The 14958-nt window shown below is 43.9% G+C and carries 11 protein-coding genes; 10 read left to right on the top strand and 1 reads right to left on the bottom strand.

Features of this window, described 5'->3' with window-relative positions; translation table 11 throughout:
• Positions 1-92 precede the first annotated feature (92 nt).
• From lpdA to JMY06_RS00710, 7 genes are all read left to right on the top strand, one after another.
• Entirely contained in the window at positions 93-1544 is a 1452-nt protein-coding gene (gene lpdA, locus JMY06_RS00740; RefSeq protein WP_201615544.1) for a dihydrolipoyl dehydrogenase, read from the top strand.
• 159 nt (positions 1545-1703) lie between these two features.
• The gene (gene sucC / locus JMY06_RS00735; protein ID WP_201526170.1) at positions 1704-2870 is read left to right on the top strand and encodes an ADP-forming succinate--CoA ligase subunit beta; all 1167 of its coding nucleotides are present in this window, start codon (positions 1704-1706) and stop codon (positions 2868-2870) included.
• Between the two features lie 129 nt (positions 2871-2999).
• Positions 3000-3875 (top strand): succinate--CoA ligase subunit alpha, encoded by an 876-nt coding sequence (gene sucD, locus JMY06_RS00730; protein ID WP_201526171.1) that lies wholly within the window; start codon positions 3000-3002, stop codon positions 3873-3875.
• A gap of 122 nt (positions 3876-3997) precedes the next feature.
• Positions 3998-5026: a UDP-glucose 4-epimerase GalE gene (galE, locus tag JMY06_RS00725; RefSeq protein ID WP_201615543.1), complete on the top strand. Its 1029-nt coding sequence runs from the start codon at positions 3998-4000 to the stop codon at positions 5024-5026.
• Between the two features lie 108 nt (positions 5027-5134).
• Positions 5135-6025: a UTP--glucose-1-phosphate uridylyltransferase gene (locus JMY06_RS00720; RefSeq protein WP_201615542.1), complete on the top strand. Its 891-nt coding sequence runs from the start codon at positions 5135-5137 to the stop codon at positions 6023-6025.
• 4 nt (positions 6026-6029) lie between these two features.
• Positions 6030-7679, top strand: a complete 1650-nt coding sequence (pgi, locus tag JMY06_RS00715; protein WP_227672094.1) for a glucose-6-phosphate isomerase — start codon at positions 6030-6032, stop codon at positions 7677-7679.
• A gap of 69 nt (positions 7680-7748) precedes the next feature.
• Complete coding sequence (locus JMY06_RS00710; protein ID WP_201615540.1) at positions 7749-9152, top strand: UDP-glucose/GDP-mannose dehydrogenase family protein; 1404 nt, start codon at positions 7749-7751, stop codon at positions 9150-9152.
• A 147-nt stretch (positions 9153-9299) separates the two neighbouring features.
• Here the strand turns inward: JMY06_RS00710 and JMY06_RS00705 are convergent, their stop codons facing one another.
• Positions 9300-10805 carry a phosphomannomutase CpsG gene (locus tag JMY06_RS00705; protein ID WP_201615539.1) on the bottom strand — a complete coding sequence of 502 codons (1506 nt, stop codon included), beginning with the start codon at positions 10803-10805 and terminating at the stop codon, positions 9300-9302.
• A gap of 243 nt (positions 10806-11048) precedes the next feature.
• Here JMY06_RS00705 and mazG point away from each other — a divergent pair, with 243 nt between their 5' ends.
• The 3 genes from mazG (at position 11049) to pcnB (ending at position 14956) form a co-directional block, all read left to right on the top strand.
• The gene (gene mazG / locus JMY06_RS00700) at positions 11049-11984 is read left to right on the top strand and encodes a nucleoside triphosphate pyrophosphohydrolase (RefSeq protein ID WP_413786873.1); all 936 of its coding nucleotides are present in this window, start codon (positions 11049-11051) and stop codon (positions 11982-11984) included.
• Positions 11968-12345 carry a ComEA family DNA-binding protein gene (locus tag JMY06_RS00695; protein WP_201615538.1) on the top strand — a complete coding sequence of 126 codons (378 nt, stop codon included), beginning with the start codon at positions 11968-11970 and terminating at the stop codon, positions 12343-12345. Before mazG ends, JMY06_RS00695 begins: the two co-directional genes overlap by 17 nt.
• Before the next feature lie 205 nt (positions 12346-12550).
• Positions 12551-14956: a polynucleotide adenylyltransferase PcnB gene (pcnB, locus tag JMY06_RS00690; RefSeq protein WP_201615537.1), complete on the top strand. Its 2406-nt coding sequence runs from the start codon at positions 12551-12553 to the stop codon at positions 14954-14956.
• Positions 14957-14958: the final 2 nt, after the last annotated feature.

Raw genomic sequence — 14958 nt, 5'->3', positions numbered from 1 at the left:
CGGTTTGCATTTGGCTTGTTTAAAAATTCATAGATTTACGAAAGATTTGAATAATAAGACACACGATAAATAAAACATGGAAGCGTATTATTATGAAAAATAATTATGATTTAGTTGTTATTGGCGGCGGTCCTGGTGGTTATGAAGCCGCTATTCGTGCAGCACAGCTAGGTATGAGTGTAGCTTGCGTCGAAAAACGCGTTTATAAAGGCGAACCTGCTCTTGGCGGAACGTGCTTAAACGTTGGTTGTATTCCATCAAAAGCTTTGCTTGATACCTCGCATCGCTATGAAGCTACTAAGCATGACCTAGACGAACATGGTATTGGCACCAGTGACGTTACTATTGACATCGAAAAAATGATTGCTCGTAAAGAAGGTATCGTTAAGCAGTTGACAGGCGGTATCGCGGCATTGCTAAAAGGTAATGGCGTTGACTGGCTACAAGGCTGGGGCACGTTACTCGACGGCAAAAGTGAAGATAAAAAAGTTAAATTTACTGCCCTTGCAGACGAAGCAGAAAGTACCATTACTGCCAAAAACGTTATTCTTGCAGCAGGTTCTGTGCCTATCGATATTCCGGTTGCCAAAACTGATGGCGACCGTATCGTTGACTCAACAGGCGCGCTAGATTTTACCGAAGTACCTAAGCGTTTAGGTGTTATTGGTGCCGGTGTTATCGGTCTTGAGCTCGGTTCAGTATGGCGCCGTTTGGGTAGCGAGGTCATCATCTATGAAGCCCTACCTAAATTACTGGCCGCTGCTGATAAAGATGTGGCTAAAGAAGCCGGTAAGATGTTCAAAAAACAGGGCCTAGATATCCGTGTTGACACTAAAGTGACCAATGCTGAAGTGCAGGGTGATGAAGTAGTGGTGACCAGCGATAAAAAAGGTGAATCCTCAGAAGATCGTTTTGATAAGCTGATTGTTTGTGTCGGTCGCCGTGCTTATGCTGAAAAATTGCTTGGTGATGACAGCGGTATCAAATTGACCGAACGCGGGCTAATTGATGTTGATGACCAGTGTAAAACTAACCTTGATGGTGTCTATGCGATTGGTGACTTGGTCCGTGGCCCGATGCTTGCGCACAAAGCAATGGAAGAGGGTATGATGGCGGTTGAGCGTATTCATGGCGAAAAAGCTCAGGTTAACTATGATACTATTATCAACGTTATCTATACCCATCCTGAAATCGCATGGGTTGGTTTGACTGAGCAAGAAGCTGAAGAAGCCGGCTACGAAGTTAAAACCGGTTCGTTCAACCTAGCTGCTAACGGCCGTGCACTAGCGCAAAGCGAAGCGCAAGGTTCTATTAAAGTTGTGGCTGATGCCAAGACAGATCGCTTGTTAGGTATGCATGCCATCTCAATGGGTGCAGGCGATATCGTCCACCAAGGTATGATTGCGATGGAATTTGTTTCTAGTATCGAAGACTTACAGCTAATGACGTTTGCGCATCCAACGATTTCAGAAGCCGTTCATGAAGCTGCTTTATCAGCAGATGGCCGCGCTATTCATGCTATCCAGCGCAAAAGACGCAAATAAAGTACAAGTTGCTTAAATCAAGTATGAATTATCCCTGACAGTGCTGAAGCGCTTGCTATTATCCTAGCGCTTTAGTAGCAATAATAAGTGCGCTAAATGGCTACTAACGCGCACTTATTTTCACTTTTTATTAATTGTAAAAAATAAAGGATACAATCAATGAATTTACATGAGTATCAAGCAAAACTACTCCTAAAAAGCTACGGATTGCCCATTCAAGAAGGCATCATAGCTTATAGTGGCGACGAAGCTGCTGCTGCTTTTGATAAAACGCCAACAGATATGGCGGTTATCAAAGCGCAAGTCCATGCTGGCGGACGCGGTAAAGCGGGCGGTGTAAAAGTTGTCAAAACTCGCGAAGAAGCCAAGCAAGTGACTGATGAGCTTATCGGTACTAACTTAGTTACCTTCCAAACTGACGCTGATGGTCAACCGGTCAACTTCGTATTGGTCGCAGAAGATATGTACCCAGTACAGACTGAACTATATCTTGGTGCGGTTGTCGATCGTTCTACGCGTCGCGTGACTTTCATGGCATCAACCGAAGGTGGTGTTGATATTGAAGAAGTTGCTAACGAGACGCCAGAAAAAATCTTTAAAGTTAGCGTTGATCCTTTAGTGGGCCTAATGCCTTACCAAGCGCGTGAAGTTGCGTTCAAATTAGGTATGGAAGGCAAGCAAATCAACCAGTTCGTTAAAATAATGACTGGTGCTTATCAAGCATTCATTGAGAACGATTTTGCACTGTTAGAGATCAACCCATTAGCCGTTCGTGAAAACGGCGAAATCGTCTGTGTTGATGGCAAAATTGGTATTGATTCAAACGCTCTATATCGTTTGCCTAAAATTGTAGCACTGCAAGATAAAACTCAAGAAAATGAGCGCGAGCTAAAAGCAGCTGAGTTTGACCTAAACTATGTTGCCTTAGAAGGTAATATCGGTTGTATGGTAAACGGTGCCGGTCTTGCAATGGCAACGATGGACATCATCAAATTGTATGACGGCAAGCCTGCTAACTTCTTGGACGTTGGCGGCGGCGCAACCAAAGATCGCGTTGTTGAAGCGTTCAAAATTATCCTTGAAGACAGCAGTGTTGAAGGCGTTCTAATCAACATCTTTGGTGGTATTGTACGCTGTGACATGATTGCAGAAGCCATTATTGCTGCTATCAAAGAAGTTGACGTAAAAGTACCCGTTGTTGTGCGCCTAGAAGGTAACAATGCTGAAAAAGGCATTCAGATTCTACAAGATTCTGGTCTGAATCTCATTTCAGCTCAGGGCCTATCAGACGCGGCCCACAAAATTGTCGATGCGGTTAAAGCCTAATCCTTTAAACGTAGGCTCATGAGCATAGTAGTCAAAGCGTAATAGCGGCAGCTTAATTATTGAGACTTAGTTATTGAGTTTTATTAACTAAGCGGCTATTACAAGACAACCGAATACAAGGATAAAATAATGAGTGTATTAATTGATAAAAATACCAAAGTATTGGTACAAGGTTTCACCGGTAAAAATGGTACGTTCCACTCTGAACAAGCCATCGAATACGGTACTAAAGTTGTCGGCGGCGTAACCCCTGGTAAAGGTGGTCAAACGCATTTAGGTTTGCCAGTATTCAACACTATGGCAGAAGCTATGGCAGAAACCCATGCTGATGCATCTGTTATCTATGTACCTGCACCATTCGTATTAGACTCTATCGTCGAAGCAATTGATGCTGGTGTGAAGCTGATTGTTGTGATCACTGAAGGCGTACCTACCTTAGATATGCTAAAAGCCAAGCGCTATCTTGAAGAAGCGGGCGATGTGCGTTTAGTTGGTCCTAACTGCCCAGGTGTTATCACGCCAGGCGAATGTAAAATTGGTATCATGCCAGGTCATATCCATCTGCCAGGTAAAGTGGGTATCATCTCACGCTCTGGTACTTTGACCTATGAAGCAGTAGCTCAGACTACTAAGCTTGGCTTTGGTCAATCAACTTGTATCGGTATTGGTGGTGATCCTATCCCTGGTATGAACCAGATTGATGCGTTGAAATTGTTCCAAGACGATCCACAAACTGAAGCTATCATCCTAATCGGTGAGATTGGTGGTACGGCTGAAGAAGAAGCAGCCGCTTACATCAAAGACCATGTGACTAAGCCAGTCGTTGGTTATATCGCTGGTGTTACTGCTCCTGAAGGCAAGCGCATGGGTCATGCCGGCGCCATCATCTCAGGCGGTCAAGGTACAGCTGAAGAGAAGTTTAAAGCTTTTGAAGATGCAGGCGTCGCGTATACGCGTGACCCATCTAAACTTGGCGACAAACTTAAAGAAGTTACTGGTTGGTAATATAAACGCCAGTCTATTAGCTAATCTATTGGTTAAGTACTAAAATCGTATTGAAAATTATCAAGGACACCCCTACAATGGGGTGTCTTTTTTTTGCTTTAAAAAAAGCTTTGGATGATGGTATGAAAAACAAAATATTAGTAACAGGCGGCGCAGGATATATCGGTTCTCATACTTGCATTGCCTTGCATCAAGCAGGTTACGATATCGTTATCTATGATAATTTATCTAATAGTAGTCGTGAGGCCATTAACCGTGTCTCTAAGCTTATCTGTGCACCTATTGAGTTTATCGAAGGTGATATTCGTGATAGTGACGCACTTCGGCAAGTCTTTGCTGAACATCAGTTCATTGGAGTGATTCACTTTGCCGGACTCAAAGCGGTTGGTGAGTCTGTTGCCAAACCCTTGATGTATTATAATAATAACGTAAGTGGCACCATTACTTTACTTGAAGTTATGGCAGAATATAAGGTCAAAAACTTTGTCTTCTCATCATCCGCTACTGTCTATGGCGATCCTGAAATTTTGCCTATCGATGAGAATTCTCCACGCTCTTGTACCAATCCTTATGGTCAAAGTAAACTGGTCGTCGAACATGTTTTAGAAGATTTAGCCGTATCAGATAGTAACTGGAATCTAATCACGCTTAGATACTTTAATCCAGTCGGTGCGCATGCATCAGGACAGATTGGGGAAGATCCAAATGACATCCCTAATAATTTGATGCCTTATATTTCGCAAGTGGCGGTAGGTAAGCTTGCTAAGTTAAGTATCTTTGGCAATGATTATCCTACAGTCGATGGTACAGGCGTCCGCGACTTTATTCACGTTACTGACTTAGCTGCAGGTCATGTGGCAGCCTTGAAATATTTAGAGCAACAAACGTCGAATATAGGTTTTATGCCTATTAATCTTGGTAGCGGAACAGGTAGCTCAGTATTAGAGTTAGTGACGGCTTTTGCTGAGGTCACTGGGCAGAATATTCCCTATCAGTTTGCGGAACGCCGCGCTGGTGATATTGCCAGTTGCTATGCGAGTGCGGATAAGGCGCAATCGTTATTAGGATGGCAAGCACAGCTGTCCATTACCGACATGTGCCAAGATACTTGGCGTTGGCAAAGTATGAATCCTAATGGGTACAAAGTATAAAAAGTGCCGAAAACATAAAAAAGTAACGTAGAATTTATTGCCTCATATGGGCTTAATAATGAATTATTATTGAGATTTATTTTATCCTTTTAATGTAGCCTTATTATTATGAAAAAAATTACTCATGCTGTTATTCCTGTTGCAGGCTTTGGTACGCGTATGCTGCCATTGTCCAAGGCCGTACCTAAAGAACTATTACCGCTAGGCAATCGTCCTGCTATTCATTATGTGGTTGAAGAAGCCATCGCTGCTGGTATTAAGCATATTGTGCTGGTCGGCCATGCACAAAAAAGTGCGATTGAAAACTACTTTGATATTAATGCTGAGCTTGATAATCAATTGCGTCATAAAGGTAAAGACGAGCTGGCTGATAGCTTAAACTGGCTGCCAGAGGATGTGACCATATCCATGATACGTCAGGGTAAAGCGCTTGGTCTCGGACATGCGGTACTAGCAGCGCGACCAATTATCGGTGATCATGATTTTGCGGTGCTACTGCCTGATGTGGTGCTTAATCCATTTATTACCGATATGCATAAAGACAATTTAGCCTTTATGCTGGCTGAGTTTGCCAATAGCGATCATTCACAAATATTGGTTGATAAGGTGGCTGATAGCGAGGTTCATAAGTACGGTATCGCTAAGCTTAGTGAGGGTGATAGTTCTAATAGTGTCAGTGGTATTAATAAACAAACTGATACTAACGCTAGCTTTAAGGTGGCAGGCTTTGTTGAAAAACCCAGTCTAGTAGATGCACCTTCTCGATTGGCAGTGGTCGGGCGCTATGTGTTTAGCAATAAAATATTTGATTATTTAGAAAATACCACTGCCTCTGTTGGGGGAGAAATTCAGCTAACGGATGCTATTGATGCACTAATTAGTCAGCACGGAGTCGATGTGACGACTATGGTTGGTGACAGTTATGATGCCGGCGATATGCGCTCTTATATGCAGGCATTTATTTATTTTGCCGAACGTCAATTAGCCGCTGATGAGTAAACTAATGCCTTTAAATTCATATAAAAGTGCGTACAGCTCAAAGCATTGGACGCAATTGCAAAAGCTTGCTGAACAAAAGTGGTCAATCGCCTCCCTTTTTACGCAAGATGAGACACGTACTCAGCGTTTTAGTGCCCAAGCCGGTACGCTTTACATGGACTATAGCAAACAGTGTATTAATGATACGGTGCTGGCAAATTTATTAGATCTAGCTAAGAGCTGTAATTTATCTGCCCGTATTGAGGCGCTATTGCAAGGGGCAATGGTCAATACCAGTGAAGAGCGCGCAGCCTTGCATACGGCTCTGCGTCTGCCAGCTACTGCAACCTTGCAAGTTGGCACACAAGACGTGGTTGCTGATGTGCATCATAGTCTTGCGCAAGTTGAGCGAATATCTGCACGTATCCGTAGTGGCTCTTGGCGCGGATTCTCAGGTAAGGCGATTACCGATGTGGTCAACATTGGCGTTGGTGGTTCTGATTTAGGACCGCTGATGGCAGCTACTGCGCTTGATGAGTGGGCAGATACTGACGTCGCAGTGCATTTTGTCTCCAATATGGACGGTAGTCAGCTTGATAATTTACTGAAGCGCCTAAATGCAGAGACCGCGCTATTTATTATTTCTTCTAAGTCTTTTGGGACAGTGGATACTCTCTCTAACGCCAAGACCGCCTTATCGTGGTTACTGGCTACTGCCACGTTGCGCGCGGGTACTCGAGACAGTGTACTGCGCCGACATTTTATTGGTATCTCGGCAAATAGCGAAAAGATGAGCACGTGGGGAATCCACCCTGAACACCAGTTGCAGCTTTGGGACTGGGTTGGGGGGCGTTTCTCCTTATGGTCAGCGATCGGGCTTGCCATTGCCATTCGCATTGGTATGGTGCAGTTCCGCGAGCTTCTAGCAGGTGCACACAGTATGGATGTGCATTTTGCCAACGCTGATTTTGCCAATAACTTGCCGGTATTGCTTGGGTTGCTTGCGGTTTGGAACAGTACCTTTTTACATATTCATGCCCATACAGTGCTGCCTTATGACGGGCGCTTGGGCTACCTGCCCAGCTATTTAACGCAGCTAGAGATGGAAAGTAATGGCAAGTCCGTCACTCATGATGGCAAGCATATTGAATACGATACCTGTCCGATTTTATGGGGTGAGGTTGGTTCTAATGCTCAGCACGCGTTTTATCAGTTGCTGCATCAAGGTACTCAGCATGTCTCTTGCGACTTTATCGCTTGCGTGCGTCACTATAGCGATGAGGCGCAGAATGAATCGCTACAACAGCAGCATGAGCTATCGCTCGCTAACTGTTTGGCACAAAGTCGTGTATTAGCCTTTGGTAATGCGGCTATCACTGATGCGGCTGTTGCCTGTGAGTCGGATAAATATAAGCACTATCGCGGCAATCAACCTTCAACCACATTATTAATTGACGAGCTGACACCGCATAGCTTAGGGGCGCTGATTGCGTTATATGAGCATAAAGTCTACGTGATGGCCAGTATTTGGGATATTAACCCGTTCGATCAATGGGGCGTTGAGATGGGCAAGCAAATGGCAGAAGCTGTCTATCAAGCGTTGCAACAGGACAGAGAAAGCCCCTTTGATACCTCCACTAATCAGCTGCTCGCGCATATCAGACGGTTGTCTTAGTGCTCTCGAAACCGATAAATAGTAGCAGTTTGTCTGCTGATTAGTGATTTAAAATATAAGAGTATTCCTATGTCTTCTGATTCTATTCACAGCTTTAAACCGTCCAATTCTAAACAGCATCTTCCTAAAGCATCTACAATTTGCGTTATCGTTGGCCATGGCATCGAAGCCATTACTAGCGCGGTGGTGCTGGCAAGCTTAGGTCAAAAAGTGCACCTGTATGCCAATAGTGTGCTACTCGAACAACAGCTGCAGCAGTATGGCTTTGAACATCATTTACAGGCGCTATGGCAGCTCTATGACCAACAGCAGCAGATTGTCTATCAGCCTTTGCCTGCCAATGCTGACGATCTCATTCAAGTTTATGAGTCAGCCAACAACACTGAAAACTTAAAAATAGCTGAAAGCACACAAGTAACTGAAAGCCCTCGAGTTGCGCTGTATTGGTTATTTTTAGACAGTATCAAAACGACATGGTCGGATGACAGCTGGATAACGGCATTTAACCATAGTCACCAGCAGACGCGACCTATCATCATGAGTGGCATTGAGCAACTGGGCAGTATTTCGGCCCTGGCGCAGCGCCTACGGCGGGCTTGGGTCTATTATATCCCGTTCGTATTCTTGCAAGATGGTGAGGCTTATAGCTCGATGCTCACACCATCGTTATGGTTACTAGGTGAAAAATCCCCCGACAGTAGTCATCACTTAACGGTATTGCGACCGTTAATGCAGCAGGCTCACGCTTATCATTATGCCGATATTGCCACCATAGAATTTGCGCGCAGTAGTATTATGGCGATGCTGGCCACGCGGGTGAGCTTTATGAATGAGATGTCGCGCCTTGCCGACAGTTATCAGGTAGATATTCAGCAAGTAAGCCGAATTATGGGCTTGGATGAGCGTGTCGGTAGTAGTTATTTGCAAGCAGGGTGGGGTTTTGGGGGTAATACTTTACCGACTGAACTTAATAAATTACAGCAATCGGGTAAAGTCAACAGCATAGATATGCCATTATTACAGTCAGTCATGCATATCAACAAAGATCAAAAAGAGCTGATATTCCGTAAGTTTTGGCAATACTTTGATGGTTTTATCGATAATAAAACGGTGATGATTTGGGGCGGCAGCTACAAGTCAGGGTCAGGTCGCACCGCAGGATCAGCCATTCATCCGTTATTAAAGCTACTGTGGTCTTATAATATTAGAACTATCGTCTATAGTGATAAAGCGCAGACTGAGCTTGCCGCGAGCTATGATCAGCAGCCGCTTCTGCAATTAATTACCAATCCTTATCAGCAACTTGATATGGCGCAGGCAATTTTCATTATTAGCTTGCCAACACAACACCGACTTGATGTGGCACAGCTCAATCAACAAGCGTTGCCTATATTTGACGGCCAAAATGCGCTAACACGACTACAAATTGATGCTTTAGTGGGTGATTATGTCGGTATCGGTCGCGCTAAATAGCCTATCAATCAATAAACTATTGCTTTAAATACAATTACTTTTTGAATAAAACATCTAAAATATTAAAAGGCGCCTGTTAATTTAGTGACTAACAGCCGCCTTTTTTTATGCTTTAAGAAGTATACTCCAAGTTAACAGCACAGCAACTTAAGCAGGTACAGCGCCTTGATCGGCAAGCCATTGCTGAATATCTTGGGTCTTACTTGCTAGTAAGCTTTCATCACCACGACTTTCGATATTAAGCCGTATTAACGGTTCAGTATTGGAGGCGCGTAGATTAAAACGCCATTCGCCAAAATCGAGACTTAGCCCATCCAGTGTTGATTTAGTAGGGTTTTGGACGCTGAATTTTTCTTCGATATCATCAATAATGCTCGCTGCATCATTTTCAGTCAGACGAAAGTTAAGCTCGCCTGAGCTGGGATAGGCTTTAATATAACCGGTGACTAATTCTGAAAGCGTCTTGCCGGTAATTGATAATAGCTCAATGGTCAATAGCCATGGAATCATACCGCTATCACAGTAGCAAAAGTCGCGAAAATAATGGTGGGCCGACATCTCACCGCCATATACGGCTCCTGATTCGCGCATGACTTGCTTGATAAAAGAATGTCCTGATTTACTGATTACCGCTTTGCCATCATGAGCATCGACGACTGCTTCGGTGTTATAAATCACGCGGGGGTCATAGACGATTGACTCGCCCGGATACTTATTTAAAAACGCTTGGGCGAGCATGCCAACCACATAACTACCATCAATAAATTCGCCATGTTCATCAAATAAAAAGCAGCGATCAAAGTCGCCATCAAAGGCAATGCCAAGGTCTGCTTTATGGTCGATAACCGCTTGCTGAGTGGCGGCTCTATTGGCTAAAATCATAGGATTAGGAATACCATTTGGGAAGCTGCCATCGGGGCTATGATGCAGTTTAATGACCTCAATCGGTGCCCCTGCTTGCATCAGTTTATCAACCAGTAAGTCAACTACTGGTCCGGCGCTGCCATTACCTGAGTTGATAACCAGTTTTAAAGGTTCTAATTTATCGGTATCAACAAAGCTCATTACATGGTCAATATAAGCGCTTTTATCCGTCAATAACTGTAATTTGCCTTGTTTGTTGCCAGTAGTGAATTGTCCTGATTCTGCTAGTTGCTGGATTTCTGCTAAACCATCATCAGCGCTAATAGGTTTTGAATGTTCTTTAACTAATTTTAGTCCGTTATAGTTAATGGGGTTATGACTGGCAGTAACTTCAATACCGCCCAGTGCTTGATAATGACTGGTAGCAAAATAGACCTCTTCAGTACCGGTCATTCCCAAGTCGATCACATCGACGCCCGCATCCATAATGCCAGTAATGGCCGCTTGTTTTAATTGCTCGCTAGAGTCGCGAATATCACTACCGATGACGACCGCTGGCTGTAAGTTTGCCAAGCTATCAAGGCCATCATCATTAGCGTCAGCTGAGTCATAACGCTGAGATAAAATTTGGCCAAAGGCGCGACCGATACGGTAAGCAATATCTTCGTCAAGGTTAACATCAAGCTCGCCACGAATATCATAAGCTTTAAAAGAGTCAATGCTAATGGGGGTAAAATTGTTATGGGCAGGAGTATAGCTAGATGTAGCTGCGTTATCGGTAGTAGACATGATAGTGAAATTCCTTGTGAGCTCAATTATGAATTAAAAGGTTGTTAGATGAATGGCTATCGGATGAATAGCTTTAAATAAAAGGTAAAAATAGGCTAATAAAGATTAAATGATACACTAACCAATAAATGAATAGGGTGAAAGCGTGTTGCTATCTGGATTTAGATGACCTAGTTTTACATCAGCTATTTAAACCAACATCTTTTCTGTTAAATAGTAAGAAAAAATATAAGAGTATCTGTTATGAACGATCCCAAGAATATGAATGACCAAAAACACGCGAGTAATCAGAAGAAGAGCGACTCCGTAATTAACAATAATCAACAGGATAAGATTACAGCGCCGGCACCTGTGCAACGAACACCGACAGCGAGCGGCGAGTTGGCTGATTTGTTAGGCTTGATGGCGCGGCTGCGTGCGGACTGTCCGTGGGATCAAAAGCAAAGCAACCATAGCCTAATTCCGTATGCTATCGAAGAAGCTTATGAGTTGGGTGAGGCGGTACAAACCGATGATGACGAAGATATTAAGGGTGAGCTTGGCGATGTGTTATTACAAGTGATTTTTCATTGTCAGCTGTACGCAGAGCAAGGACGTTTTGATATTAGCGACGTCATTACGACCTTACAACAGAAATTAATTCGACGTCATCCGCATGTATTTGAGGCCGAAAACCTTAAGGATGAAGCAGCTGTAAAAGTACGTTGGAATGAGATTAAAGCAGAGGAAAATCAAGCTCGGGAAGCACGTGGTAAGCCTCGGCGGCGTTTAGATGTAACCAAGGCGGGTAGTGCGCTGATGCAAGCGCAAGATATACAGAAGCAAGCGTCCAAACTAGGCTTTGATTGGGACGGTATCAGTGGCGCGCTAGATAAGCTTGATGAAGAGGTAGCAGAACTAAAAGCTGAACTTATAAACAAGTCAAAAGATGAGATAAAAGCTAATATACGAGAAATAGAGAAAGAACTTGGCGATTGTATGTTTGCACTGGTCAATGTGGCACGTAAATTAAACCTTGATGCCGAAGCGGCAACCTTGACTTGCGTACATAAATTTAAGTCGCGTTTTAGCTATATTGAGGCGCAACTGGAAGCCGCTGGCAGGCGTTTGGAAGACAGTAATTTAATCCAGATGGATACGCTGTGGGAGGAAGCAAAACAGCATGAGCGCTTACAATAGATTGCCAGCCATTAATTTGCTGGCGAACAGCGCTCTTTGCTTAGCCTTTATTTTTAATATTATACTCAATACGGCAAACGCTGCTCCTTGCTTTGACAATGCTCAAAGAGCTTATAATTATCTTTTGCAGAAAGAAAAGTTAGAAACCCAAGCGCGTACGCAAATGGGCATCAATATTAATCGTGCAAGCGAAGGCGAACTGGTGTCGCTACATGGCATTGGCAGTAGTAAAGCGCAGGCGATTATTTTATATCGAGAGATGTTTGGCGACTTTAAGACTGTTGAAGAATTAGAAAAAGTAAAAGGGATTGGACCAAAAACTATTGAGAAAAATCGTACGCGTTTGCGACTGCACGAGTAGCTGGTTTCATTCGCCACAATAGTCCCGATAACTTAAAGATGCCTGTACTATAACTATAAATAACATCAATATTGACAAAATAGCACGCAAGTAATGGTCATAACACACCCAGCAAGCGCAAAATTTGTTAAACTAGCGGGTACATCCGCCTGATAAACGCTGTGTTCATCAGGGGTGGTTAAAAATAACGGCGAGGAGTAGATGCATGGCCGAGCGTGCCGCCAAGCAGTTAGAACTGAATAAATCTCAATTACCTAATTCCATTACTGAAGTAATTGCGACCCTGTCCCGAGCTGGGTTTGATGCCTATATCGTTGGTGGCGGCGTACGCGATACTTTGTTAGGGCTGAAGCCTAAAGACTTTGATGCCGTCACCGACGCCAAGCCGCACGAGATTAAAGACGTGTTCGGTAAGCGCTGCCGCATTATCGGTCGCCGCTTTCAGTTGGCGCATGTGTACTCAGGACGCGAATTAATCGAAGTGGCCACTTTCCGTGGGCCGCCAAATAATGATGCCAATACCAATCAAGATGGCATGATTATTCGTGATAATGTTTGGGGTGATATCAAGCAAGATTTTTCTCGTCGTGATTTTTCAATCAATGCCCTTTATTACCAGCCATTAAAAGGCGTGGTACATGACTTTTGCGGTGCCCTTAACGATATTGATAATAAAATCATTCGTTTGCTTGGCAATGCACCGGTTCGTATTGAAGAAGACCCTGTACGCCTGCTGCGTGCGCTGCGTTTCAAAGCTAAGCTAGGCTTTGAGTTTGATGACGAGCTGGCTGAGCAATTTCATGATGGTAACTGGGCGCTACTTGAGCAAATATCTCCGCATCGTCTTTATGATGAAACTCAGAAGATGTTCACCGGAGGCTATCTGGTGCCATTGTTGCCGTTGTTGTTTGAGTCGGGTGCGATTGATAGTCTAATTATTTACCCGCCATCTGAGCCAAATGCCTTAGTGAAACAAGTCGCTATCAATACCGATAAGCGCATTAATGCGGGTAAAAGTATCAACCCTGCGTTCTTTTATGCCGCCTTGTTGTGGGAGAATTATCTACATCAGTTAGAGAAAGCTAAAAAACGCAATATGCCTTTTGCTGATGCCCAAATGCAAGCCGCAAGCAAAGTCATTGACCGTCAACGTATAAAGACCGCTATTCCTAAATTTGCAGAACAGTTTATTCGTGATATTTGGATTTTGCAGCCTAAACTTGCGGCTCCACGTAGCAAGCAGATTGAGCAACTTTCTGAGCATCCACGTTTCCGTGCCGGTTTTGACTTTTTATTATTGCGTGAGCAGTGCGGTGATGCTGAGCATCCATTGTCTGAATCTACCAATGAGATGGGCGACTGGTGGCAGTCTTATCAGACTCTATCTGAAGAAGATCAGCAGCAAGCTATCGAAGACTTCGATGAAAACATTCGCCGCGGTGCACATAAGCGTGGGCGTGAACGTAATCGTCAAAAACCTATGGTCCATGCTAATGATAAGCCAATGGATAATAAAGATAGCAATAAAGACAATATTAAGACTTATGATAAGTCTGATAGAGGCAGTGGCAGTGCTCATAAAAATGCAGCAAAGCAAGGATCATCACGACAAAGTACTCGTGATAAAAGCGCCAATGAGTCAAGCACTCGTGAAAAAACCATTATAAATGATGCGTCAAATATCCCTGCGCGTCGCCGTCGCCGTGCCATTGAAAGCTCTGTACCTTCAGAGAAGCAGTCAACAACAGCTGTAACGTCAAAAACCAGCAATAGTCAGGCCACTAATAAGCAGCAAGACAGCCATGAGTTAGCGCAATTGCAACAGCTGTCTTTAGCTAGTAGCAATAGCACGTCTAAGAAGCGCAATGTGTCTAAGCTGCCTAAGCCTGCGCCACTGTTTGTGATCGAGCACGAAAACGTCGTACCGCCTCTAAAGAAGCAGCTTGATAAGGATGAGCAAACTAAGCCTAACAAAACGAAAGCGACTGAAAACAAAACGGCGGAGCAAAAAAGTCAGCATCAGCAAGAAAAACTGGACGCCAAAGCAAATGGCTCAGCCGATAATGAAAAGGCTAAAGCGCAGTCAAATGATGCTAAACAGTCTAAAGCTAAGTCGTCTGATACTAAACAATCAGCTATTATTAAGGCAAAAGCGCCGCGCACTGTAGCTGCAAAAACGCAAGTCGCCCAAAAGCCACAATTGGTAAGCATGAACAATGCACCGATACCACATCAGCGCCGTCGCCGTCAGCCAAGCACAGATGCGATAGCGGTTGGAATAGCGGCAGATGATAATAGTTCAGCTGTGGCCAGCTATGCGAAAAAAGCCCCTAAACCAGCAGAACTATCAAACATTAAAACCGAGGCGAAAACTAAAGCTAAGTCTGACAAGAAGGTGACAGCTGCAAAATCAGTGCAAGATACTGATGCTACTAAGACCAATAAAAAAGCTAAAGGTGAAGGTAAAGAAGCGGATGTTAGCGTTGCGGCTGATGCAACAAAAGCTGCTAAAATTAGTCAAGCAGCAAGCAACGCCCAAAGCGTTAATAATAAAGGACCTATTCCTACAAAGCGTCGCCGTCGCCAGCCCAGTTCTGATACTAATCATTAATC

The organism is Psychrobacter urativorans, assembly GCF_904846675.1.
In the GTDB taxonomy this organism is placed as follows: domain Bacteria; phylum Pseudomonadota; class Gammaproteobacteria; order Pseudomonadales; family Moraxellaceae; genus Psychrobacter; species Psychrobacter urativorans_B.
This window is presented reverse-complemented; position numbering and strand designations above follow the sequence as displayed.